Raw genomic sequence first — 22038 nt, forward strand, 5'->3', positions numbered from 1 at the left:
CGTGCACGGGCATGCCCTTCAGAGCCGTCACGAGAAGGGGGGACCCAGGGTGCACGGACCGTTGTCGGCCGCCTGGCTGCTCGTCGCGTTGTGCGCGGCGACCGGCGCCTACTGCCTGCTGCGCATGCGCAGCGGGGTCGAGGACCAGCGCCGCACGGCGGGCGGTGAGGCCCTGATGGGGTTCGGGATGGCGCTGATGGCGGTCCCGGCCGCGGTGCTCACACCGCCGTCCTGGGCGTGGCTGCTGTACGCGGTGGTGTTCGGTGCCGCCGCCCTGCCGGCCCTGTGGGCGGCGCGCCGAGGGGGGCACCACCTGCACCACCTGGTGGGCACGTTCGCCATGGCGTACATGGCGGTGGAGATGGCGGGGCGCCCGGCGGCGCACGCGCACCACGGCGGCGGAGCGGGCACCCCGGCGCTCACCGGACTGTTCCTCGCGTACTTCGTCGTCTACGTCCTGTGGGCGGGGGCGCGCCTCGTGCCCACCGCGACGGCGGTGGCCTCGGGCGGCCCCACGCCCGCCGTCGGCTGGGGCGACCGGCCGGAACTGGCGCGGGCCTGCCGCCTGTCGATGGGCATCGGCATGCTGGCGATGCTCCTCACGATGTGAGGCGCCGCCTTGATCATGGCCGTGTCGTACATCACTTGCGGCGCTGAGCCATACCCCGGCGCACACCCCGCTACATAGGCTGACGGCCATGACGGTCCCCGTAGCGCTGTTGCTGCTCGGCACCCTTCTCGCTGTCGTCGCCCCGCGCATGCTCGCGCGCGCCGACTGGCCCGAGCGGGAGCCGATCGTCGCGCTGTGGGCGTGGCAGTGCGTGGTCGCGGGCGTGCTCCTGTGCTGTGCGCTGTCGATGGCGCTGAGCGCGGCCTCCGCCTGGCAGGCGGTGCGCGGCCATCTGTTCGCGCCCGCGCCGCACGGGGTCGTGGACGCGTACGCGCTGCGCACCACCGGGCCGTGGGCGGCGACCGTCGCCGTGGCGCTCGCGCTGGGCGGGGCGTGGACTGCCGCGATGCTGGTGCGGGAGGTGCGCAGGGCGCGGGCCCGGCGCAGGCGGCGGCGGAGCGAACTCCTCGTACGTTCGCCTCTGTTGCCCGGTGAGGAGCCCGGTCCGGACCGGCTCGTGGTGCTCGAGGCCGAGCGGCCCGACGCGTGGTGGCTGCCGGGGCCGACGCCTCAACTGGTCATCACCACCGCCGCGTTGCGCCGCTTGAAGGGGCATCAGCTCGACGCGGTGCTCGCGCACGAGATGGGGCACGCGCGGTGGCGCCACGACTGGCTGCTGCACTGCTCGGGCGCGCTGGCGGGCGGGTTCCCGCAGGTTCCGGTGTTCGCGGCGTTCCGGGACGAGATGCACCGCCTGGTCGAGCTGGCCGCCGACGACGTGGCCTCGCGCCGGTTCGGGCGGCTCACCATCGCGCTCGCCCTGGTCGAACTCAACGAGGACCGTGGCGTCTTCGGGCCCTGCCCGACGCCGCACACGCACGTCCCGCAGCGCGTGCACCGGCTGCTCACGCCGCCGTCGCGGCTCTCCCCTGTGCACCGGCTCCGGCTGACCGCGGTGGCTGCGCTCGTCCCGCTGGCGCCGCTTCTGGTGACGTTCGTACCGGGATTGCGCGCGTTGGGATAGTGTGCGCCGCCGATGTCGGGTCAGGATCATGTGTATGCACCCGGCGCGACTCGACTCACCTCCCCGGCCGTCCGCCCCGCTGACGGCGGCGCTCGCCCTCGCATGCGCGCTGCTGCTCGCCCTCGTGGCGGTGCGCTGGTCCCCGCTGACGGGCCTAGACGCGGACATCGTGCGGGCGCTGCACCGCGGCGCCGTCGCCGAACCCGGGCTGACCCGCGCCAACCGCGTCCTGTCGGACTGGGTCTGGGACCCGTGGACGATGCGGGCCGGCTGCGCCGTGCTCGCCGGGCTGGTGGTGTGGCGGCTGCGCGACCGGGTGCTCGGCGCGTGGCTCATCGTGACGTGCGCCCTCGGCTCGCTCGTCCAGCAGGCGCTCAAGGCGGCCGTCGACCGGCCGCGCCCGGTCTGGCCCGACCCGGTCGACTCGGCCCACTTCGCGGCGTTCCCCTCCGGGCACGCGATGACGGCGACGGTCGTGTGCGGGCTCGCCCTGTGGCTGCTGCGCCGGTACGGGGCCGGGCCGGTCCTGTGGGGCGCGGCCCTGGCCGTCTCGGCGGTGTCGGTGCTCGGCGTGGGACTGACCCGGCTCTGGCTCGGGGTGCACTGGCCGTCGGACGTCCTCGGCGGCTGGCTGCTCGGCGCGCTGACGGTGGCGCTGTCCACGACCGCGTACGAGAAGTGGCGGGGGCGAGAGGCGGCACGGGGCTGAGCTGGGGGCGGGCCTGAGCCGAGGCGTGCCTGGCCAGAGGCGCGCGAACGAGCGCGGCGCGCGGGCCCGACCAGTGGCGCGGCACCGCGCACGGCGCGCGGGCCCGAGCAGTGGCGCGGCACCAAGCACGGCGCGCGGGCCCGACCAGAAGCGCGGCACCGCGCACGGTACGCGGGACCGACCAGAAGCGCGGCACCGCGCACGGGTCGCGGGACCGACCAGAAGCGCGGCACCGGCACGGCGCGCGGGACCGACCAGAAGCGCGGCACCAAGCACGGTACGCGGGACCGACCAGAAGCGCGGCACCAAGCACGGCGCGCGGGACCGACCAGAGGTGCGGGCCTGGTCCGAACAACCGTGCTTGACCGGGTACTTCGCCACCCCGCAGGATCGGGCGCATGACGATCAAAGCCGTGCTCTTCGACTTCTCGGGGACCCTCTTCCGTATCGAGTCCGCCGCGTCCTGGCTCCGCGGGGGCCTGGACGAACTCGGGCTGACGCTGCCGGAGGCCGAGTTCACGCGCGCGGCGCGGCGGTTGCACGACGTCGGGGCGGTCCCCGGGGGCACGGCGGCATACGTCGCCGTCCCCGAGCACCTCACCGAACTGATGGCCGTCCGGGACGTGGACGCGACCCGCCACCGCGCCGCGTACACGGGCCTGGCCCGCGAGGTCCCGCTCCCCGACGAGCGGCTCTACGACGTCCTGTACGAGCGCCACATGCGCCCGGCGGCGTGGCGCCCCTACCCCGACGCGCCCGACGTCCTCGCGGCGCTGCGCGAGCGCGGGATCCGGGTGGGCGTCGTCAGCAACATCGGCTGGGACCCGCGCCCCATCTTCGTCGAGCACGGGCTCGACGCTTACGTCGACGCGTACGTCCTGTCGTACCGGCACGGCGTCACGAAACCCGATCCGCGCCTCTTCGAGGCCGCCTGCGAGGCGCTCGGTGTCGCGCCGCGCTCCACGCTGATGGTCGGCGACGACCGGCACGCGGACGCCGGTGCGGCGGCCCTGGGCTGCGCGGTGCACTTCGTGGACCATCTGCCGGTGGACGAGCGGCCGGACGGCCTGCGTCCGGTGCTCGGTCTGGTCGGCGGCGAACGGGTCGGCTGAACAAGGGGCGCCGGCCCCCGGGCGGCGCCGACACCGTCCGGAGACCGGCCGACCGGAGGTACGACACGGCCGTATTGGACGATCCCCCGCGTCGCCCAATACGGCCGCTTTCCCGCGCGCACCGCACCCAACAGGCCGGTGGCCGGGACGCGCTGAGTATAGTTGGCTCGGAGCCAGTCAACGCAGGAGTCAAGGATGTCCCCCCGCAGCGCATCGGTCAATGAGGAGTTGCGCCGGCGTTCGCGCGAACGGCTCCTTCAGGCGACGTTGGAGCTCGTCGGGGAGCGCGGGTACGACGCGACGACGCTCGGCGACATCGCGGACCGCGCCGGTTCGGCACGCGGTCTGGTCTCGTACTACTTCCCCGGCAAACGGCAGTTGCTCCAGTCCGCCGTGCACCGCCTGATGCACCGCAGCCTCGAGGAGGCGCTGGAGAGCGAGCCGCGGACGCGGGACGGGGACGAGCGCCTGGCGCGCGCCATCGACGCGATCCTGCGCCTCGCACGGGACCAACCGGTGCTGATGCGCACGCACATGGCGGGGATTCTGCAGGCCGAGGGGTTCGTGCAGTGCCCGGAGCAGCAGCGGCTCGCGATGCTGCTGCGCGACACCGTGCTGTGCCATGGCGCGCTCGACGTCGACCGGGACTACCCGATGCTGCGCGCGGTCCTGATGGGCGCGGTGTTCGCGATGCTCGTACCGGGCGTGCCGATGTCGCTGCGGGCGCTGCGCGCCGAGCTGTTCACCCGCTACGAGCTGGCATGGGAGCGGGGGTTCCCGCCGGGCGACGGGGATGACGCGTCGCCCGGCGGGAACCCGGTCCATGCGCGGCCGGCCGATTTCTCCCGCTACTTCGAGCGGCTGCGGCCGGCCGGTGGCACCGGGGATCCGTCCGGATCTCAGTCGAAGTAGTCCGGCTGCGTCTGGACGTTGAGCTCGTCCACGCGCACCCGCTTGGCCGGATCCGTCCGCTTGTCGCTGATCTTCAGGACGTCGAAGCCCTTCTGGATGTCGTTGGAGTAGATGTATCCGTTGTAGTAGTACGCCGACCACGAGCCGCCGGTGGCCAGGGTCTCGGTGCTGATCGGGCCGCGCTCGAAGTAGCCGATCTCCTTCGGCCTGTTCGAGTTGGTGAAGTCCCAGACCGAGACGCCGCCCTGGTACCAGGCCTGGACCATGATGTCCTTGCCCTTGACCGGGATCAGCGAGCCGTTGTGCGCGACGCAGTTCTCGGTGGCGGCCTGGTGGCGCGGGATCTTGAAGTAGCTGCGGAAGACGAGCTTGCTCTTGGTGCCCTTGCCGACGATGTCGTAGATGCCGTCCGCGCCGCGGTCCGGGCCGATCTCGGCGTTGCAGGTGGCCGCGCCGCCGCCGCCCAGCTCGTCGGTGAAGACGACCTTGTCGGCCTTCTGGTTGAAGGTCGCCGAGTGCCAGAACGCGAAGTTGACGTTGTCCTGGACCTGGTCGATGACCTTCGGGTTCTCCGGGTCCTTGATGGAGAACAGGATGCCGTCACCCATGCAGGCACCGGCGGCCAGGTCCTCGGAGGGCAGCACCGTGATGTCGTGGCAGCCCGTCGTCTTGGAGACGCCCGGGTTGGTCGGGCCGCCCGGGTTGCCGCCGCCGTCCGGACCCGCGCCGGGGAACAGGACGGGGAAGTTGACCACGGCCGCCTTCTGCGGGGCGTTGCGCGGCACCTTGATGACGGAGATGCCGTCGTGCGGCGGCTGGCAGTCGGGGAACGTCGCGCTCGGCGAGTACGAGGAGACGTAGATGTAGACGTTCTTCTTCTCCGGCACCAGGGTGTGCGTGTGCGAGCCGCACGCGGTCTCGACGGCGGCGACGTACTTCGGGTCGCGCTTGTCGCTGATGTCGAAGACCTTCATCCCCTCCCACGACGACTTCTCGGTCGCGGGCTGGGTGGTGGAGGCGCAGGAGTTGTCGCTGCGGGAGCTGTCCGTGGACAGGAACAGCAGGTTCCCCGAGACGGAGATGTCGTTCTGCGAACCCGGGCACAGCACCTGCGAGACGGTCCTGGGCGCCTTCGGGTTGCTGATGTCGAAGATGCGGAAGCCGTCGTAGTTCCCGGCGAAGGCGTACTTGCCCTGGAAGGCGAGGTCGCTGTTGGTGCCGGGGAGCACGTCCTTGGGGATGTTGGTGAGGTGCTCGATGTTCGCGGAGTGGACGATCTCGTCCTGGCCGGGTATCTCCCCGGCGGCTATCGCCGCACGGGCCTCGTTCTCGGCGCTCTGGGACACGCCCTTCGGCGCGGCGGTGCGGTCGCCCGGGTCGGGTGTGGCCGACACCGGGCCCGCGGCCAGCAGCGCCGCGAGGAGCCCGGCGGCGGCCGTGGCAACTCCGAGGCGTCTGCGGCGCGTTCGGTTGGAGTCCTGCGACAGGGTCACTGTTGTCTCCCTGACTGACGGTACTGACGGCGACTGACATGAGCGTCAGCGATACGTGAAAGGTTCACGAATCCCCCGAGTATCGTCTTCCTCATGCACAGATCAACAGATGGCAACAAGCTCGTCATAAAAGTTGCTGCACCCGCGCTGCTCACGGCGCTCGCGCTGGGGTTGACCGCGTGCGACTCGGGGGCCTCCGACGGCACGGACCGAGCCAACTCCCCCGTCGGCAGCGGGCCTTCCGTCATCGCTCCGGGCAAACCGGGCGAGGCCGCGGAGACGCTGTCGGCGCGGGACGCGCAGGAGCGCCGGGGCGACGACAAGCCCAACTCGGCCGACGTCCGCTACGCACAGATGATGATCCAGCATCACCGGCAGGCCCTCAAGATGACCGAACTCGTGCCGAAACAGGCCGAGTCGGGCCCGCTCAAGCGCCTCGCCGAGCGGATCTCCGCCGCGCAGGGGCCGGAGGTCGAGACGATGCGCGGCTGGCTGAAACAGCACGGCCGCGAGGAGACTCCGTCGGGGCAGGAAGGGCACGCCGGGCACGAGGCGATGCCGGGGATGGCGAGCGAGGCACAGCTGAAGAAGTTGCGGGCCGCGCGCGGCAAGGCGTTCGACACGCAGTTCCTCAAGCTGATGATCACGCACCACGAGGGGGCGGTGACCATGGCCACCGACGTGAAGAGCCAGGGGAACGACGTGCGGATCGAGGAGATGGCGGACGACGTGATCGCGCAGCAGACGACGGAGATCAGCCGGATGCGCGACATGTCCTGACCGTCCGGAACACGTACTCCCCGCGGCCACACGCCTCCCCAGCCGCCTCCGCCGGTGCCATGCTGTGAAGAACCAGCGCGCCTGCGGAAGGAGCGCCCGTGCCGTACATCGCCGTGGTCGGTTCCGGGCCGAGCGGGGTCTACACCGCCCAGAGCCTTGTCAAGGAGGCCCGCGTCCCTGACGTCCGGGTCGACGTGCTCGACCGGTTGCCGTGCCCGTACGGCCTGGTCAGGTACGGTGTCGCGCCCGACCACGAGAAGATCAAATCATTGCAGGGCACGCTGCGGACGGTGCTCCAGGACGAGCGCGTCCGCTTCCTCGGCGGCGTCGAGGTGGGCCCGGCGCTGCCGCCCGCGAAGCTGCTCGAACTGTACGACGCGGTCGTGTACTGCGTCGGCGCGGCGGCCGACCGGCGGCTCGGGGTGCCCGGCGAGGACCTGCCGGGAAGCTGCTCCGCCACCGATTTCGTGGCCTGGTACAGCGCGCATCCGGACGCCCGGGACGACGGTTTCGTACGGGGCGTGCGCACGGCCGTCGCGATCGGCGTCGGGAACGTCGCGGTGGACGTGGTCCGCATCCTTGCCCGGGGCGCCGCCGAGCTGACGCCCACCGACATGCCGCAGGCGGCGCTCGGGGCGCTGGCCGAGAGCGAGGTGCGGGACGTCTACATGGTGGGCCGGCGCGGCCCGTCGCAGGCCCGCTTCACCACGAAGGAGCTGCGCGAGCTGGGCGGGCTCGCCGACGCGGAAGTCGTCGTGGAGGAGGCCGAGTTGGCGCTCGACCCCGGTTACCGCGACCCCGCCGCGCTGCCCGCCGCCGTCCGCCGCAACGTGGAGGTGCTGCGCGGCTGGGCCGGAGCGCCGCGCCGGGGCGCCGCCCGCCGGATCCATCTGCGGTTCTTCCTGCGGCCCGCCGAGATCATCGAGGGCGGAGACGGCCGGGCCGCCGCGGTCCGCTTCGAACGGACCGGCCCCGACGGGCTCGGCGGCGTGACCGGCACCGGCGCGTACGAGGAGATCGCGGCCGAGCTGGTGCTGCGCTCGGTGGGCTATCGCGGGGTACCCCTCGACGGGCTGCCGTTCGACGCGGCGCGCGGGACGGTTCCGCAGGCGGCGGGCCGGGTGCTGCGCGGCGGGACCGTCTCGCCCGGTGAGTACGTCGCGGGCTGGATCAAGCGCGGCCCGACCGGCGTCATCGGCACGAACCGGCCCTGTGCCAAGGAGACGGTGGCCTCCCTGACGTCCGACCTCGCCGCGCTCACCGGCCCGGAACGTGTCACGGGGGACCCGCTGGCCGGGCTGATCGCCGCCGGGGTGGAGCCCGTGGAGTGGACCGGCTGGCAGTCCATCGAGCGCGCGGAGGCGGCCCTGGGCCGCTCCCTCGGCCGCAACTCCGTCAAGATCGCCGACTGGGAGGGTCTGCTGAGCGCGGCGCGGCATACCGGGGACATGTGAGCCGCGCCCGGGGCCGCGCCCGGCGTCAGGCCGCGCCGAGCGGCGGGCCCGTCGGCGCGCCGAGCGGGGTGACCGGCTGCGCGCCGAGCGGGGTGACCGGCTGCGCGCCGAGCGGCGTGACCGGCTGCGCGCCGAGCGGCGTGACCGGCCGACGCACCGCCGCACCCGAGTCGGCCCGGCCGCGGACCGCACCCTTGTCGGCCCGGCCGCGGACCACACCCGAGTCGGCCCGGCCGCGGCGGGCTCGCCGACCGGTGGAGGGCGGTGCGCACAGCGCGGGCCGCCCTCGCATGCGCCCGGGCCGGCTCGGCCCCGACCCCGTCAAGGTCACTGGCTCGCGCGCCGGGCGGGACGGCACCGCAGCGCAGCCCGCGGTGGCTCAGCCCTCCGCCTTCCCCGATCGCTCCGCCTGGCGGTCCGCCGCGGCCAGGACGCTGTCGAGGAGGCCCGGGAACAGCGCGTCCAGGTCGGCGCGGCGCAGGCCGTTCAGCTTGGCCGTGCCGCGGTAGACCTGTTCGATCACGCCGCTCTCGCGCAGCACCCGGAAGTGATGCGTCGACGTCGACTTCGTGACAGGCAGGTCGAAGTGGGAACAGGACAGGCCCGGCGAGTCGTTCCCCTGCGCGGACGCCATCTCGCGCACGACCGCGAGTCGCATCGGGTCGGAGAGCGCGTGCAGCACCGCTTCGAGCCGGATCCCGGCCCGGTCGGGGTGGGCGAGGGCCCGGCTGCCGGTGGAGGGCGCGCTGCCGGTGGAGGGCGCTGCGTGCGCTGCGGCGGTCGTCATGGCGGCCATTGTACGACTCCCCTCGTAGTTTGACAGCTCCCGTACTACGGCGCCTATCGTACTAGGGAAGAATCCCGTTCCCGTCCGAATGGAGTCCGCCGTGAGCGCGCTGTTCGAGCCGTACACCCTGCGATCGCTGACCGTCCCGAACCGCGTCTGGATGCCGCCGATGTGCCAGTACAGCGCCGCCCCCGAGGGCCCGCTGACCGGCGCCCCGAACGACTGGCACTTCCAGCACTACGGCGCCCGCGCGGCCGGTGGCACCGGCCTGATCATCGTCGAGGCGACGGGGGTCAGCCCCGAGGGCCGGATCTCCCCGTACGACCTGGGCATCTGGAACGACGAGCAGGTCGCCGCCTTCCGCCGGATCACCGACTTCCTGCGGACCCAGAACACCGTCGCGGGCATTCAGCTCGGCCACGCCGGGCGCAAGGCGTCGACCGACCGCCCCTGGAAGGGCGGCGCCCCCGTCGGCCCCGAGGAGCACGGCTGGCAGGCCGTGGCGCCGAGCGCCGTGCCCTTCGACGACAAGCACCCGGTGCCGACCGAGCTGACGACCGAGGGCATCGCGGAGATCGTGCGGCAGTTCGTGGACGCGGCCCGCCGGGCGCTCGACGCCGGGTTCGAGGTCGCCGAGATCCACGGCGCCCACGGCTACCTCATCGGCCAGTTCCTCTCCCCGCACAGCAACAAGCGCACCGACGCGTACGGCGGCTCGTACGAGAACCGCACCCGCTTCGCGCTCGAGGTCGTCGACGCCGTGCGCGCCGTGTGGCCCGACGAGCTGCCCCTCTTCTTCCGCATCTCCGCGACCGACTGGCTGGAGGGCGAGGAGGGCTGGACCGCCGACGACACCGTGCGCTTCACCGCCGAGCTCAAGAACCACGGCGTGGACCTGATCGACGTCTCCACGGGCGGCAACGCCGCGGGCGTCCGCATCCCGGTCGGCCCCGGCTACCAGGTCCCGTTCGCGGCGCGCGTCCGCAACGAGGCCGGGGTACCGGCCGCCGCCGTCGGCCTGATCGACAACGCCGAGCAGGCGGAGAAGATCCTCGCCAACGGCGAGGCGGACGCCGTCCTCATCGGCCGCGAGCTGCTGCGCGACCCGTCCTTCGCCCGCCACGCGGCCCGCGAACTGGGGGCCGACGTGCACGTGCCGGACCAGTACCACCGGTCGGTCTGACGACACCTGGGGCGCACTGCCGCCGCGGGTCGTTCTACGCGGCTCGCAGCGGCGGTATCGCCGGGACCTCGATCGCGTTGTCGAGGTCGGCCGGGGTCAGCTTGAACAGGTCCGGGTAGGCGTCGCGCCGGGTGCGCCGGGCGGGCTCGGTGGTGCGCCAGGTGTAGAGGCAGCGGTCGCACTGGAGCACGTCCCAGACGCCGGGGACGGGTGAGGTGGCGAGGCGGCTGACCGCCTCGAAGGCACAGCGGGGGCACTCGAGGTGCTGGTTCTGCATGGGAGTTGACCTCTCTGGAGTCCGTACGGGTTCAGTGGCGGGCCGCGATGAGGCGCTGCAGCCGGGCCGCCCACTCGGCGGTCTCGGGCAGGTCCTTGGCCGGGGTCGAGAAGTTGCCGCGGACGTCGGGGGCGACCGGCGTCGTCGCGTCGATGATCATCTTGCTGGTGATGCCCGCGGGCTGGGCGGCGGGCGCGAGTTCGAGGACCGAGAGGTTCGGGATGACCACGACGTCGTCCTTCGGGTTGACCTTCGCCGACATCGCCCACATGACCTGCGGCAGGTTGAAGGGGTCCACGTCCTCGTCGACGAGGATCACCTGGGACACGTAACCGAGTCCGTGCGGTGTCGTCATCGCGCGCATGCCGACGGCCTTGGCGAAGCCGCCGTACCGCTTGGCCGTGGAGATGACCACCATCAGGCCGTGCGTGTACATGGCGTTGACGGCCTGCACCTCGGGGAACTCCGCGCGCAGCTGCTTGAGCAGCGGGACACAGGTGTTGGGGCCGACGAGGTAGTCGACCTCGGTCCACGGCATACCGAGGTAGAGCGACTCGAAGACCGGGTTCGTGCGGTACGAGACGCGCTCGACGCGGATCACCGGCATCCGGCGCCCGCCCGAGTAGTGGCCGGTGAACTCCCCGAAGGGACCTTCTATCTGGCGCGTACGGGACTCGATCACGCCCTCGATGACGACCTCGCTGCCCCACGGCACGTCGAAGCCGGTGAGCGGCGCGGTGGCGATCGGGGCGGGCGCCCCGCGCAGCGCGCCGGCCATCTCGTACTCGCTCTGGTCGTACGCCATCGGCATCCCGGCGACGATCGCCATCACCGGGTCGTTGCCGAGGGTGATCGCGATGGGCAGGTCCTCGCCGACCTCCTCGGCCTTGCGCAGGTGCTGTGCCACGTCGTGCATGGGGACGGGCTGGAAGGCGAGGCGGTCCTTGCCGATGACCTGGATGCGGTACGTGCCGACGTTCTGCTTGCCGAAGTCGTCCGGGTCCTCGGGGTCGCGGGAGACGACGGCGGCCTTGTCGAGGTAGAAGCCGCCGTCGCCGTCGTTGAGGCGGAAGAGCGGCAGGACGGAGAAGAGGTCGACGTCCGCGCCCTCCTGGGTGTTCTCGCGCCAGGGCGCGTCCTCGCGGCGTTCGGGCGCGACAGGAAAGGCGTCCCAGCGCCGGGCGAACTCCTCGACCTGCTCCTTGACCGGGGTGTTGCGCGGCAGGCCGAGGGCGAGCGCGTGGTTGGCCCAGGAGCCGTGCACGTTCAGGGCGATGCGGGCGTCCGTGAAGCCCTTGACGTTGTCGAACCAGAGGGCGGGGGCGTTCTCGCCGATGCGGCCCGTGGCGTTGGCGGCGGCCGCCAGGTCGGGCTCGGGCAGCACCTCGTCGGTGATGCGCAGGAGTTGCCCCTCCTTCTCCAGCGTGGAGAGGAAACTGCGCAGGTCGTCGTAGGCCATGGTGAAGTCCTTACTGCGGTACGGGGGTTCAGGCGGCGTCACGGGAAGCGGCGCGGGCGGCCCTCATGCCGGCCCAGCGGCGGGCGGCGGGCGCGGGCAGCTCGAACTGGTCGAGGATGCGGGCCGTGACGTGGTCGACGATGTCGTCGACGCTCTTCGGGTGGTTGTAGAAGGCGGGCATGGGCGGCACCAACTGCACGCCCATACGCGCGAGTTCCAGCATGTTCTGGAGGTGGATCTCGCTCAGCGGCGTCTCGCGCGGGACGAGGACGAGTCTGCGGCGCTCCTTGAGGACCACGTCGGCGGCGCGCGCCACGAGCCCCTCGGCGTAGCCGGTCCTGATGCCCGCGAGGGTCTTCATGGAGCACGGCACGATGACCATGCCGTCGGTGCGGAACGAGCCGGAGGAGATCGTGGCGCCCTGGTCGTCCGGGTGGTGCGTGACGTCGGCGAGCGCGGAGACGTCGGCGACGGACAGGCCGGTCTCCAGCTCGATCGTGGTGCGCGCCCAGCGGGAGAGGACGAGGTGCGTCTCCACGTCCGGCAACTCGCGCAGGTTCTCCAGGAGCCGGACACCGAACGGTGCGCCCGTCGCTCCCGTCATGCCGACGACCAATCGCACAGACCTCTCCTCACACGTCGCTGACCTGTGGTTTCACGCTAGGCGGCAGAGCGGCGCGGAGAGCGGTACGCTCGGGACTCGCCATGGGGAAAAACGGACAGAAAACAGCGACCACACCTGGCGTGGACGTCAGAGAGCTGGCGTACACGCCGAACGTCGGCGCGCCCGCCGGGGTCGAGGTGATGGAGCTGGCCGATCTGTACGAGCGGGCCCGGCGGCACGGCAACGACCCGTACGTCCCCTCGCGCCCCGCCTTCCATCAGCTGATCGGCGCCCGTGACCGGCCGGTGCGGATGTGGGTGGACTTCGTAGAGCAAGAGCTGCGGCCCGGGTCGTGGCTGTGGATCCGGCCGGGGCAGGTGCAGCGCTTCGGCTCCGGTCTGGCGACGGCGGACGGGGTGATCGTCCTGTTCGAGGCGGGCTTCCTGCCGCCCGCGACGGTCTCGGCCGCCCATATGGACCCGCCGTACGAGCAGCGCCCGCTGGTGCCGCGCGGGGCGGACGCCGAGGCCGTGACCCGCGCCGTCGACCACCTGCGCCACGAGTACGGGGCGATGGCCTCGCTCCCTCTGACCGCGCACACCGAGGTGCTCCGCGCCCTGCTCTCCGTACTCCTCGTACGTCTGGCGGCCGTGCGGGAGCCCGCGCCGGACGCGGCGACGGCGTCCGGCACGTTCCGCCGCTTCCACGCCGCCGTCGAGCGGGACCACGCGGTGACCCGGCGGGTGGAGGAGTACGCGGCGGCGCTCGGCTACAGCCCGCGCACGCTGACGCGGGCGGCGCTCGCCGCGACGGGCCGCACCGCGAAGCAGTACGTCGACGACCGGGTCCTCCTGGAGGCGAAACGGCTGCTGTGGCACAGCGGGCTCCCGGCCCGGGAGGTGGCGGCGCGGCTCGGCTTCGCCGATGCGAGCGACTTCACCAAGTTCTTCCGGTTGCGGGCGGGAGAGACACCGGGCGCGTTCCGCGCGGGGCCGTCGAAGGACGCGGGGCCCTCGAAGAACGCAAGGCCCTCGAAGAACGCGGGGCCGTCGAAGAGCGCAAAAGAAGCAGAAGCGAACGGGTAACTTGCCTTCCGTTTGCAACTTTCCCTACCGTGCGGTCATGCGGCTGACGCGATTCACGGACCTTGCCCTGCGCCTCCTGATGCGCCTCGCCGTGGAGCGGGGCACGACCCCGACCACGCGCGAGGTCGCGGGCGCCATGGACGTGCCGTACACGCATGCCGCGAAGGTCGTCGCCAAGCTCCAGCACCTGGGCCTGATCGAGGCGCGGCGCGGCCGTGGCGGCGGACTCGCGCTCACCCCGGCCGGGCGCGAGGCGTCGGTCGGCGCCCTCGTCCGCGAGCTCGAAGGCGCCGGGGACGTCGTGGACTGCGACGGCGAGGGGGCGTCGACCCCGTGCCCGTTGCGCTCGGCGTGCCGACTGCGCGGGGCGCTGCGCGACGCGCAGGAGGCGTTCTTCGCCTCACTCGACCCGGTGACGCTGAACGCGCTGGTCGAGGCGCCCACGGGGCCGCTGCTCATCAGCCTCTCCCCCACGCCGCCGAGGGGCTGACCCACCCCCCGTACGAGCCGTGCGGAGCCACGTTCTAAAATATGAATCCCAGATGCAAGATTAAGGAGTCGTCGATGCTCACCGAAGCCTCGGCCGTCGTCGTCCGCGCCACTCTGCCCGCCGTCGGCGCCGCCATCGAGGACATCACCGGCCTCTTCTACGGGAAGCTGTTCGCCGCCCACCCGGCGCTGCTGCGCGACCTGTTCAACCGCGGCAACCAGGCGGCGGGCTCCCAGCGGCAGGCGCTCGCCGGCTCCATCGCGGCGTTCGCCACGTACCTCGTGGACCACCCGGACGAGCGCCCCGACGTGATGCTCCAGCGCATCGCGCACAAGCACGCCTCGCTCGGCGTCCGGCCGGACCAGTACGAGGTCGTGCACGAGCACCTGTTCGCGGCGATCGTCGAGGTCCTCGGCGACGCGGTCACGCCCGAGGTCGCCGCCGCCTGGGACGAGGTGTACTGGCTGATGGCGAACGCGCTCGTCGCGATCGAGAAGCGGCTGTACGAGGAGCAGGGCGTCGTCGACGGCGACGTGTTCCGGGAGTGGGAGGTCGTGGACCGCACCGACGAGACGGCCGATGTCGCCTCCTTCGCGCTGCGCCCCGCCGACGGCCGTCCGGCGCCCGCGTTCCGCGCCGGTCAGTACGTCTCCGTCCAAATCGAACTGGCGGACGGCGCACGGCAGATACGCCAGTACAGCCTCACCGGCGCGCCCGACGCGGAGACCCGGTCGATCGCCGTCAAGCGGGTGCCGAGCGTCGAGGCGACCCCCGAGGGCGAGGTCTCGAACCACCTGCACAGCAGGGTCGGCGCCGGTGACCGCGTGCGTGTCTCGGCCCCGTACGGCGACCTGGCCCTCCAGGCCGACGAGGCGCCGCTGCTGCTCGCCTCCGCGGGCATCGGCTGCACCCCGATGCTCGCGATGCTGGAGCAGCTGCACGCCGCCGGGCACGCCGGTCCGGTGACGGTCGTGCACGGCGACCGCTCCCCCGAGGCGCACGCGCTGCGCGCCGGGCACGAGACGCTGACCGGCAAGCTCGCCGACGGCTCCGCGCACTTCTGGTACGAGGTCGGCGCGGCCGGGAGCCACCGCACCGGCCGCGTCGACCTCACGGACGTGCCGGTCGCCCCCGGCACCCGCGCCTACCTCTGCGGCCCGCTGCCCTTCATGCGCGCGGTGCGCGAGCAGCTGCTCGGCAAGGGCGTGGCGGCGGCGGACATCCACTACGAGGTCTTCGGCCCGGACCTGTGGCTGGCCGCCGCCTGAGCAGGCCCTAGAGGAGGACGGGCGTGAGATCGGGGCCGTCGCCGGTCTCGTACGCCTCCTCGTCGAAGGGGTACAGCGGGCGCTCCACCCGGTGGTGTCCCAGGCGCGGCAGGTCCTGGTCGACGCCGCCGGGGGTGAGCGCGAGCAGCCAGTCGGCGGCCATGTCGTACAGCTCGGGCTCCAGGTAGCCGATCTTGACGACGACGAGGTCGTAACGGCGCGGGTCGATGCCGAGCCCGCCCTCGGCCGGGCCGGTGAAGTCGGCGAGCGTGTGGAACGGCTTGCGGCGCTCGACGAGGACGACGGTGAGGCCGCCGACGCGGACGGCCGCCATGTCGACGCCGCGGTCGTAGGCGCCGCCCGCCGCCGGGTACGCCTGGTCGGCCGCGCGCTGCAACGCCTCGACGGTTCCGGTGAGTTCGTAGGGGCCACCGTGGTTCGCGTCGACCTTGCCGCCGACGGAGAGCGTGACCTCGGCGCCGACCCCGGCGGCGAAGCAGGCGGCGACGGCGGCCGGGTCGGTGATGCCCGGGTGGACGGCCGTCACCCGACCGCTGCGGATCGCGTCGTTCGCCAGCAGCTTGCCGAGCATGTACGCGAGATCGCCCGCGCCGCCCGCCGTCGGGTTGTCGCCGGAGTCGCTGATCAGGAAGGGCCGCTCGGTGGAGGCGACGGCCTTCTCGATGCACTCCTCCGCGCTGCCGGTCGGGCCGACGAAGACGAAGTCCTTGCGGGCGTCCCAGTAGCGGCGGGCGAGCGACTCGGCCTCGCGGGCGGCGAGTTCGGCGTCCTCGCCGGTGACGACGATGGCGGCCTTGCAGCGCGGCTCATCCGCCCACGCGTAGCCGACCCACATCGCGGCGTCGAGGACGCCGTCCTTCTCCTCGGTCTCGGCGAGCGAGGCATAGAGCGACTTGGCCGGCTCCAGCCGGGTGCTGGTCTTCTCGCCGGGAAGCAGCACCGGAACCTGGACCCAGGCCCGGTGCGGGCGGACACCCTCGCGCAGACAGTGCACGAGGTTGCGGGCGGCGCGCTCGCGGGTCTCCCAGGCGTCCTCGTGCGGGGCGAGCCGGTGGGCGGTGAGCAGGTCGATCGGCTCGGCGAACCGGCGCGAGACGTTGCCGTGCAGGTCCATGGCGGTGGAGATCATGGGGCGGCCGCCGTCGGGGGTGCCGACGTGGTCGAGCGCGGCGCGCACCGCCTCGGTCAGGTCGCCCTCGGCGTCGGTGAGGCCGATGACGCTCATGGCGCCGTGGATGTCGTAGACCAGGCCGTCGAGCGGGCCCGCTTCCCGTACCCGCGTGACCAGTTCGTTCTTCAGGATCAGGTACGACTCGGCCTCCACGGGGCCGCCGGGCAGCGAGGTCGCGTGCAGGAGCGGCACCCACTCGACCGAGTCGGCGAGGTCGCTGTCGGCCCGCGTCCACGTGTAGCGGTCGAGCAGGGCCTGGCCGCGGGTCTGCCGGAAGTCCTCGGTGGTCGAGCGGTGCGGGCAGAACGTGGAGGACTCGATGCCGATGCCGCCGATGCCGATGCGCAGGCGGCGGGCGGGGGCGGGGGTGGTGCCGGTCATGCGGGGGCGCTCTCTTCCTGAGGTACTTCCCCAGGTATTTCCTGAGGTACTTCCTGAGGTATTTCCTGAGGTACTTCCTGAGGTACTTCCCGAGGTACGGGGGTCTGTGCCGGGGGCGTGGCCGCCGAGAGGTTCTGGTGCAGCGCCGTCAGGCCCGCGCCGAGCAGGCCCGCGTCGGGGCCTGCCGTCGTGGTCGTGATCTCCAGGTCGGACGTGGCGAGCGGCAGGCAGCGCTCGTAGAGGACACCCCGGACGGCGGCGACGAGGGGTTCGGCGGTGGCGAGGACGCCGCCGAGGGCGACGGCCTGTGGGTTGAAGAAGTTCACGACGACCGACAGGACGGTGCCGATGTGGCGCCCTGCCGTGCGGACGAGGGTGGTGGCGAGGGGGTCGCCGTCCGCGACGAGCTGCAGGAGTGCGTTCGTGTCCGCCACCTCGACGCCCTGCGCGGCGAGTTCGCGGATGAGGGCGGCGCCGCTGGCGACGGTCTCCAGGCAGCCGATGTTGCCGCAGCTGCACGGCCGCTCCCCCGCGGCTTCCACCCGTACGTGGCTGATGTCGCCCGCGCTGCCGGTCGCGCCGTCGTGCGGGCGGCCCGCGACGACGATGCCGCTGCCGATGCCACGGCCCGCCTTGACGACGACCATGTGATCGAGGCCGGGCCGGGTCGTGCGGTGCTCGCCGACGGCCATCATCGTGGCGTCGTTGGCGACGGTGACGGGCATGCCGAGCCGCTCCGAGAGCACCTTGCGCAGTGGGAAGCGGTGCCAGCCCGGCATCCGCGAAGGGCTCAGGACGCGCCCGTCGGCGGGGTCGACGGGCCCGGGGAACGCGACACCCAGCGCCCGCACCGTGCGCCCCGACTCGCGCTGCGCGGCGGCGAGCCGGGTCACCTGCTCGCACAGCCAGTCGACGGCGGACTCGGGCCCCGCGGTGATGTCGTGCGGCAGGTCGACGGCGTCGTGGACGGTGGCGCCGAGGTCGACCGCGCCGAGCCGCGCGTGATGGCTGCCGAGGTCGGCGGCGAGCGCGACGCCGCCCTGCGCCTTGACCCGGAGCAGCCGGGGCCGGCGTCCGCCGCGCGAGGCTCCTTCGCCGGACTCGGTGAGCACCCCGGCCGTGACGAGCTCCTGCACGCGCAGCGACACCGTGGACGGGGCGAGGCCCAACTCCCGTACGAGATCGGCCCGGGAGGAGGCGGCGCCGGACGAGACGAGCCCGAGTATGTGCTGCGCCGAACCCGGCTCGCCGCCGTGCGCTGTGTCGGCCATGCCGCCCCCGTAGCTCCGTCACTTCGATGACTTAGTTCGATCTGGTTAGTTCGATGACGCACCGCACATTAACCAGTACCGAACCAAGTTGACCAGACCTCCGCCGATTTTGAAGTACTTTCCGAATGAACCTATTGACTTGATTCGAACGGCCGACTTAGCTTTCGGGCGCCCCTCCGTCGCACCGTGGCACGGAGCCGGCACTTCTCCCCCCTTGGTCCCCTTGGAGGCCCTTCGGCATGCGTTCCCCCAGGTCAATGGCGTCCGCCGCGCTCGCCCTCGCGGCGACGCTGGTGGCGCTCACCGGCTGCACGCACGAGGGCGGCCGGATCGCGATGGGCCCCACCGGGGGCACCCCCGTCGAGGGCGGCACGGCCACGATGGCGCTGCCGCCCGCGGCCACACCCAACTGGATCTTCCCGATCGGCGCCCCCGGCTACGGAGCCTCCTACAACTACGCGATCCAGACACTTCTGTTCATGCCGGTCTACGACGCGGTGCAGGAGAAGGGCGAGCTGACGACGACAGGACCGAGCACGCTCGGCCTGAAGCCCACGTACAGCGACGGCAACACGACGGTCACCGTGCCGCTGCGCCAGGGCGTCAAGTGGTCGGACGGCACCCCGGTGACCGCACGCGACCTGGAGTTCTGGTTCAACCTCGTCAAGGCCAACAAAGCCGACTGGGGCAGCTACTCGGTCGGCACCATGCCGGACAACGTGGAGAAGTTCGAGGTCGTCGACGACCACACCGTGCGGATGCGCCTCGACCGCGCGTACAACCCGGACTGGTTCACCGCCAACCAGCTCTACCTGCTGCGCGCCCTGCCGCAGCACGCCTGGGACGCCACCGAGGACGGCGGCACGATCGGCGACCACGACCGTACGACGAAGGGCGCCAAGGCCGTCTTCGCCCGGCTGACGCAGCACGCGAAGAGCCTGGGCTCGTACGGCAGCGACCCGCTCTGGAAGACGGTCGACGGGCCCTGGAAACTGGCCGGCTGGCGGGACACGGGCCAGGTGACGATCGTCCCGAACGAGAAGTACACCGGGCCGGAGTCCGAGCGCCCGCACCTGGACAAGGTGGTCTTCAAACCGTTCACCACCGCCGACTCCGAGTACAACGTGCTGCGCTCCGGCGGCGTCGACTACGGCTACATCCCGCCGTCGGTGATGGCGCAGAAGAAGAAGTTCGAGGACAAGGGGTACCGCGTCGACCCGTGGGAGGGCTGGGCGGCCACCTACATCGTCTACAACTTCAACTCCACGCACGCCGGCCCGGCGATGAACCAGCTCTACATCCGCCAGGCCATGCAGCACCTCGTCGACCAGGACGCGATGAGCGAGGTCATCTGGCAGGGCAGCGCAACGCCGACGCTCGGTCCGGTGCCGGTCACTCCGAAGAGCCAGTACCTGTCCGAGGAGATGGAGCACAACCAGTACCCGTTCTCCGTCGCCAAGGCCAAGGCGCTGCTCGGCGCTCACGGCTGGAAGACGGTCGACGGTGTCGCGCGCTGCGTTCGGCCCGGCACCGGGGACGACGAGTGCGGCAAGGACATCGGCGAGGACGATCCGCTGGAGCTGACCCTGCTCTCCCAGTCCGGTTCGACCGAGACGACCAACATGATGCAGGAGCTGAAGTCGTCGCTCAGCAAGGCGGGCATCGACCTGACCGTGCGCCAGCAGCCGCTCAACTCCGTGCTCGGCAACTCCGTGCCCTGCGAGGCGAAGGACTCCGGCTGCGACTGGGACATGTCGTTCTTCGGCACCGCCGGCAGCTGGTACTACCCGCTCAACCCGAGCGGCGAGCAGCTCTTCTCGACCGGCGCGTCCGCCAACTTCGGCAACTACAGCGACAAGAAGGCCGACCAGCTCATCCGGGCCGTGCAGTACGCGCCCGACATGACCGCCGTCCACGAGTACGGCGAGTACCTGGCCGAGCAGCTTCCGGTGATGTGGATGCCGAACCCCGCCTACCAGGTCTCCGTCATCCGCAACGACCTGCGGGGCATCGAGCAGAACCCGACGGTCACCTTCGCGCCGCAGCACTGGTACTACGTCAAGAACTCCGCGAAGGGAGCCTCGAAGTGACCGGCTTTCTGGTCAAGCGTTTCCTTCAGGCGCTCGTCGTCCTGTTCCTCGTCTCCCTCATCGTCTTCACGCTGTTGCACCTGCTGCCGGGCGGCCCGGCCCGCGCGATCCTCGGCCCGAAGGGCACCCCGCAGCAGATCGAGCACTTCAACCATGTGCAGGGCTACGACCGTTCGCTGCCCGAGCAGTACTTCATGTACCTCAAGCGGCTGTTCACCGGCGACCTCGGCGAGTCGTACAAGCTGAACTCATCCGTCTTCGACCTCCTGAAGCAGCGCCTGCCGAAGACCCTGCTCCTCACCGTCCTCTCGACGATCCTCGCGGTCGTCATCGCGGTCCCGCTCGGCCTGCTCCAGGCGGTGCGGCGCGGCAAGGCCTCCGACTACGCGCTCACCGGCCTCGCCTTCCTGCTGTACGCGACGCCCGTGTTCTTCCTCGGCCTCATCATGATCATCCTGTTCGCCCAGGTGCTGCCGGTCTTCCCGGCGGAGGCACCGCAGGGCGAGACGATCGGACAGCTCCTCGGCGACTTCACCGGCCTCGTCCTGCCCGTCGTGACCATGGCGTTCGGCATCATCGCCATGTTCAGCCGCTACATGCGCTCGGCCGTCCTCGACAACCTCACCGAGGAATACGTGCGCACCGCCATGGCCAAGGGCCAGTCGAGCCGCCGGATCATGGTCAAGCACGTGCTGCGCAACGCGCTGATCCCCCTCGCGACCCTGCTCGGCCTGTACCTGCCGTCATTGTTCAGCGGCGCACTCGTCGTCGAGTCGATGTTCAACTACCCCGGCATGGGGCTCCTCTTCTGGAACGCCGCGCAGGGCTCGGACTTCCCCGTGCTGCTCGGCGTGACCCTCGTCGTCGGCATCGCGACCGTCCTCGGCTCACTGCTCACCGACATCCTGTACGCCGTCCTCGACCCCCGGATCCGGAGCGTGGCATGACGACCGCTGTGATTTCCCAGGCGCCGGGGCACGAGGAGGCCGCGCAGGCCACCCCGTCGCTCGCCCGCCGCACCCTGCGCGTCTTCACCGGCAACAAGCTGGCCCTCTCCGGTGTCGTGCTGCTCGTGCTGCTGCTCGCCTTCTGCTACCTCGGCCCGCTGGTGCACTCCACCGAGCAGGTGCACACGGACCTGTCCCGGGCGAATCTCTCGCCGGGCGCCTCCGGGCACCTCCTCGGCACCACCGACCTCGGGTACGACATGGTCGGCCGGCTGATGGTCGCCGGGCAGACCTCGCTCGAGATCGGACTGGCGGCAGGGCTGCTCGCCACTCTGTTCGGGACCGTGTACGGCGCCGTCGCCGGGTACTTCGGCGGCTGGATCGACGCCGCGATGATGCGCGTCACCGACGCGGCGCTCGCCATCCCCGCGATGTTCCTGCTGGTCGTCGTCGCCGCGATCATCACGCCCAGCAAGGGCGTCCTGATCCTCATCATCGCGGGCGTCGCCTGGCTCTCCCCCGCCCGTCTGGTGCGCGGCGAGGCGCTGTCCCTGCGCGACCGGGAGTACGTACAGGCGATGCGGATGATGGGCGGCGGCGGTGCCCGCGCCGTCTTCAAGCACATCGTGCCGAACGCCATCGGCACGGTCATCGTCAACTGCACGTTCCAGATCGCCGACGCCATCCTCTACGTCAGCTATCTCGCCTTCCTCGGCCTGTCCATCCCGCCGCCCTCCGCCGACTGGGGCTCGATGCTGTCCGCCGGCATCACCTACACGCAGAACGGCTACTGGTGGCTGATCTTCCCGCCGGGCATCGCGATCGTCCTCGTCGTCGCCGCGTTCAACTTCATCGGCGACGGGCTGCGGGACGCCTTCGAAGTACGGCTGCGCAAGTGAGCAGCAGCCAC

22 protein-coding genes are annotated in these 22038 nt (G+C 71.8%); 14 read left to right on the top strand and 8 right to left on the bottom strand.

What is annotated here, in order from left to right; translation table 11 throughout:
• Positions 1-49 precede the first annotated feature (49 nt).
• The 5 genes from ACH4RC_RS21095 to ACH4RC_RS21115 all read left to right on the top strand — a co-directional run bounded on the left by ACH4RC_RS21095 (position 50) and on the right by ACH4RC_RS21115 (position 4367).
• Positions 50-610 carry a DUF5134 domain-containing protein gene (locus ACH4RC_RS21095; RefSeq protein ID WP_398203011.1) on the top strand — a complete coding sequence of 187 codons (561 nt, stop codon included), beginning with the start codon at positions 50-52 and terminating at the stop codon, positions 608-610.
• Between the two features lie 88 nt (positions 611-698).
• Positions 699-1634: a M56 family metallopeptidase gene (locus tag ACH4RC_RS21100; protein ID WP_398203013.1), complete on the top strand. Its 936-nt coding sequence runs from the start codon at positions 699-701 to the stop codon at positions 1632-1634.
• A gap of 34 nt (positions 1635-1668) precedes the next feature.
• Positions 1669-2343 (top strand): phosphatase PAP2 family protein, encoded by a 675-nt coding sequence (locus tag ACH4RC_RS21105; protein ID WP_398203015.1) that lies wholly within the window; start codon positions 1669-1671, stop codon positions 2341-2343.
• A 398-nt stretch (positions 2344-2741) separates the two neighbouring features.
• Positions 2742-3455 (top strand): HAD family hydrolase, encoded by a 714-nt coding sequence (locus tag ACH4RC_RS21110; protein WP_398203016.1) that lies wholly within the window; start codon positions 2742-2744, stop codon positions 3453-3455.
• Positions 3456-3650: 195 nt separating this feature from the next.
• Positions 3651-4367: a TetR/AcrR family transcriptional regulator gene (locus ACH4RC_RS21115; protein WP_398203019.1), complete on the top strand. Its 717-nt coding sequence runs from the start codon at positions 3651-3653 to the stop codon at positions 4365-4367.
• Here ACH4RC_RS21115 and ACH4RC_RS21120 read toward each other — a convergent pair.
• On the bottom strand, positions 4355-5860 hold the full coding sequence (locus ACH4RC_RS21120; RefSeq protein ID WP_398203021.1) for an LVIVD repeat-containing protein: 1506 nt from the start codon (positions 5858-5860) through the stop codon (positions 4355-4357). The genes ACH4RC_RS21115 and ACH4RC_RS21120 overlap by 13 nt on opposite strands.
• Positions 5861-5953: 93 nt before the next feature.
• Between ACH4RC_RS21120 and ACH4RC_RS21125 the strand changes: the two genes are divergently transcribed.
• Positions 5954-6640 (top strand): DUF305 domain-containing protein, encoded by a 687-nt coding sequence (locus ACH4RC_RS21125; RefSeq protein ID WP_398203023.1) that lies wholly within the window; start codon positions 5954-5956, stop codon positions 6638-6640.
• 98 nt (positions 6641-6738) lie between these two features.
• The gene (locus ACH4RC_RS21130; protein ID WP_398203025.1) at positions 6739-8094 is read left to right on the top strand and encodes an NADP oxidoreductase; all 1356 of its coding nucleotides are present in this window, start codon (positions 6739-6741) and stop codon (positions 8092-8094) included.
• Positions 8095-8119: 25 nt separating this feature from the next.
• Here the strand turns inward: ACH4RC_RS21130 and ACH4RC_RS21135 are convergent, their stop codons facing one another.
• Entirely contained in the window at positions 8120-8386 is a 267-nt protein-coding gene (locus ACH4RC_RS21135) for a hypothetical protein (protein ID WP_398203027.1), read from the bottom strand.
• An 87-nt stretch (positions 8387-8473) separates the two neighbouring features.
• Positions 8474-8881 carry an ArsR/SmtB family transcription factor gene (locus tag ACH4RC_RS21140; RefSeq protein ID WP_398203029.1) on the bottom strand — a complete coding sequence of 136 codons (408 nt, stop codon included), beginning with the start codon at positions 8879-8881 and terminating at the stop codon, positions 8474-8476.
• A 100-nt stretch (positions 8882-8981) separates the two neighbouring features.
• Here ACH4RC_RS21140 and ACH4RC_RS21145 point away from each other — a divergent pair, with 100 nt between their 5' ends.
• Positions 8982-10064 carry an NADH:flavin oxidoreductase/NADH oxidase gene (locus ACH4RC_RS21145; protein WP_398203030.1) on the top strand — a complete coding sequence of 361 codons (1083 nt, stop codon included), beginning with the start codon at positions 8982-8984 and terminating at the stop codon, positions 10062-10064.
• Between the two features lie 34 nt (positions 10065-10098).
• Here ACH4RC_RS21145 and ACH4RC_RS21150 read toward each other — a convergent pair whose 3' ends face one another.
• The 3 genes from ACH4RC_RS21150 to vdcB are packed head-to-tail and all read right to left on the bottom strand — an operon-like array spanning position 10099 to position 12422.
• Positions 10099-10341, bottom strand: coding sequence for a non-oxidative hydroxyarylic acid decarboxylases subunit D (locus ACH4RC_RS21150; RefSeq protein ID WP_398203033.1), 243 nt, complete (start codon positions 10339-10341; stop codon positions 10099-10101).
• Between the two features lie 31 nt (positions 10342-10372).
• On the bottom strand, positions 10373-11800 hold the full coding sequence (vdcC, locus tag ACH4RC_RS21155) for a non-oxidative vanillic acid decarboxylases subunit C (protein ID WP_398203036.1): 1428 nt from the start codon (positions 11798-11800) through the stop codon (positions 10373-10375).
• Positions 11801-11828: 28 nt separating this feature from the next.
• Positions 11829-12422 (bottom strand): non-oxidative vanillic acid decarboxylases subunit B, encoded by a 594-nt coding sequence (gene vdcB, locus ACH4RC_RS21160; RefSeq protein WP_398203037.1) that lies wholly within the window; start codon positions 12420-12422, stop codon positions 11829-11831.
• 122 nt (positions 12423-12544) lie between these two features.
• Here vdcB and ACH4RC_RS21165 point away from each other — a divergent pair, with 122 nt between their 5' ends.
• The 3 genes from ACH4RC_RS21165 to ACH4RC_RS21175 all read left to right on the top strand — a co-directional run bounded on the left by ACH4RC_RS21165 (position 12545) and on the right by ACH4RC_RS21175 (position 15247).
• Complete coding sequence (locus ACH4RC_RS21165; RefSeq protein WP_398203039.1) at positions 12545-13489, top strand: helix-turn-helix domain-containing protein; 945 nt, start codon at positions 12545-12547, stop codon at positions 13487-13489.
• Between the two features lie 37 nt (positions 13490-13526).
• Complete coding sequence (locus ACH4RC_RS21170; protein WP_398203041.1) at positions 13527-13979, top strand: RrF2 family transcriptional regulator; 453 nt, start codon at positions 13527-13529, stop codon at positions 13977-13979.
• 74 nt (positions 13980-14053) lie between these two features.
• Complete coding sequence (locus ACH4RC_RS21175) at positions 14054-15247, top strand: globin domain-containing protein (RefSeq protein ID WP_398203043.1); 1194 nt, start codon at positions 14054-14056, stop codon at positions 15245-15247.
• Positions 15248-15254: 7 nt separating this feature from the next.
• Here ACH4RC_RS21175 and ACH4RC_RS21180 read toward each other — a convergent pair whose 3' ends face one another.
• Together ACH4RC_RS21180 and ACH4RC_RS21185 are read right to left on the bottom strand one after the other, a co-directional pair.
• Complete coding sequence (locus tag ACH4RC_RS21180) at positions 15255-16820, bottom strand: M81 family metallopeptidase (RefSeq protein ID WP_398203046.1); 1566 nt, start codon at positions 16818-16820, stop codon at positions 15255-15257.
• Entirely contained in the window at positions 16817-18091 is a 1275-nt protein-coding gene (locus ACH4RC_RS21185) for an ROK family protein (protein ID WP_398203049.1), read from the bottom strand. Before ACH4RC_RS21185 ends, ACH4RC_RS21180 begins: the two co-directional genes overlap by 4 nt.
• Before the next feature lie 239 nt (positions 18092-18330).
• Between ACH4RC_RS21185 and ACH4RC_RS21190 the strand changes: the two genes are divergently transcribed.
• The 3 genes from ACH4RC_RS21190 to ACH4RC_RS21200 are packed head-to-tail and all read left to right on the top strand — an operon-like array spanning position 18331 to position 22027.
• Positions 18331-20181 (top strand): peptide ABC transporter substrate-binding protein, encoded by a 1851-nt coding sequence (locus tag ACH4RC_RS21190; RefSeq protein WP_398203051.1) that lies wholly within the window; start codon positions 18331-18333, stop codon positions 20179-20181.
• The gene (locus ACH4RC_RS21195) at positions 20178-21128 is read left to right on the top strand and encodes an ABC transporter permease (protein WP_398203053.1); all 951 of its coding nucleotides are present in this window, start codon (positions 20178-20180) and stop codon (positions 21126-21128) included. The genes ACH4RC_RS21190 and ACH4RC_RS21195 overlap by 4 nt, the downstream gene beginning before the upstream one ends.
• Positions 21125-22027 (top strand): ABC transporter permease, encoded by a 903-nt coding sequence (locus ACH4RC_RS21200; protein WP_398203054.1) that lies wholly within the window; start codon positions 21125-21127, stop codon positions 22025-22027. The genes ACH4RC_RS21195 and ACH4RC_RS21200 overlap by 4 nt, the downstream gene beginning before the upstream one ends.
• Positions 22028-22038: the final 11 nt, after the last annotated feature.

The sequence above is a fragment of the Streptomyces sp. NPDC016845 genome (assembly GCF_044332585.1).
GTDB lineage: Bacteria > Actinomycetota > Actinomycetes > Streptomycetales > Streptomycetaceae > Streptomyces.

Bases quoted from the DNA above. Each gene is read 5' to 3' on its own strand.
- ACH4RC_RS21200 (WP_398203054.1), top strand. From the start codon at position 21,125: ATGACGACCGCTGTGATTTCCCAGGCGCCGGGGCACGAGGAGGCCGCG.
- ACH4RC_RS21150 (WP_398203033.1), bottom strand. From the start codon at position 10,341: ATGCAGAACCAGCACCTCGAGTGCCCCCGCTGTGCCTTCGAGGCGGTC.
- ACH4RC_RS21100 (WP_398203013.1), top strand. From the start codon at position 699: ATGACGGTCCCCGTAGCGCTGTTGCTGCTCGGCACCCTTCTCGCTGTC.
- ACH4RC_RS21180 (WP_398203046.1), bottom strand. From the start codon at position 16,820: ATGACCGGCACCACCCCCGCCCCCGCCCGCCGCCTGCGCATCGGCATC.
- ACH4RC_RS21170 (WP_398203041.1), top strand. From the start codon at position 13,527: ATGCGGCTGACGCGATTCACGGACCTTGCCCTGCGCCTCCTGATGCGC.
- ACH4RC_RS21125 (WP_398203023.1), top strand. From the start codon at position 5,954: ATGCACAGATCAACAGATGGCAACAAGCTCGTCATAAAAGTTGCTGCA.
- ACH4RC_RS21105 (WP_398203015.1), top strand. From the start codon at position 1,669: ATGCACCCGGCGCGACTCGACTCACCTCCCCGGCCGTCCGCCCCGCTG.
- ACH4RC_RS21110 (WP_398203016.1), top strand. From the start codon at position 2,742: ATGACGATCAAAGCCGTGCTCTTCGACTTCTCGGGGACCCTCTTCCGT.
- ACH4RC_RS21185 (WP_398203049.1), bottom strand. From the start codon at position 18,091: ATGGCCGACACAGCGCACGGCGGCGAGCCGGGTTCGGCGCAGCACATA.
- vdcC (WP_398203036.1), bottom strand. From the start codon at position 11,800: ATGGCCTACGACGACCTGCGCAGTTTCCTCTCCACGCTGGAGAAGGAG.
- ACH4RC_RS21175 (WP_398203043.1), top strand. From the start codon at position 14,054: ATGCTCACCGAAGCCTCGGCCGTCGTCGTCCGCGCCACTCTGCCCGCC.
- ACH4RC_RS21140 (WP_398203029.1), bottom strand. From the start codon at position 8,881: ATGACGACCGCCGCAGCGCACGCAGCGCCCTCCACCGGCAGCGCGCCC.
- ACH4RC_RS21190 (WP_398203051.1), top strand. From the start codon at position 18,331: ATGCGTTCCCCCAGGTCAATGGCGTCCGCCGCGCTCGCCCTCGCGGCG.
- ACH4RC_RS21115 (WP_398203019.1), top strand. From the start codon at position 3,651: ATGTCCCCCCGCAGCGCATCGGTCAATGAGGAGTTGCGCCGGCGTTCG.
- ACH4RC_RS21135 (WP_398203027.1), bottom strand. From the start codon at position 8,386: ATGCGAGGGCGGCCCGCGCTGTGCGCACCGCCCTCCACCGGTCGGCGA.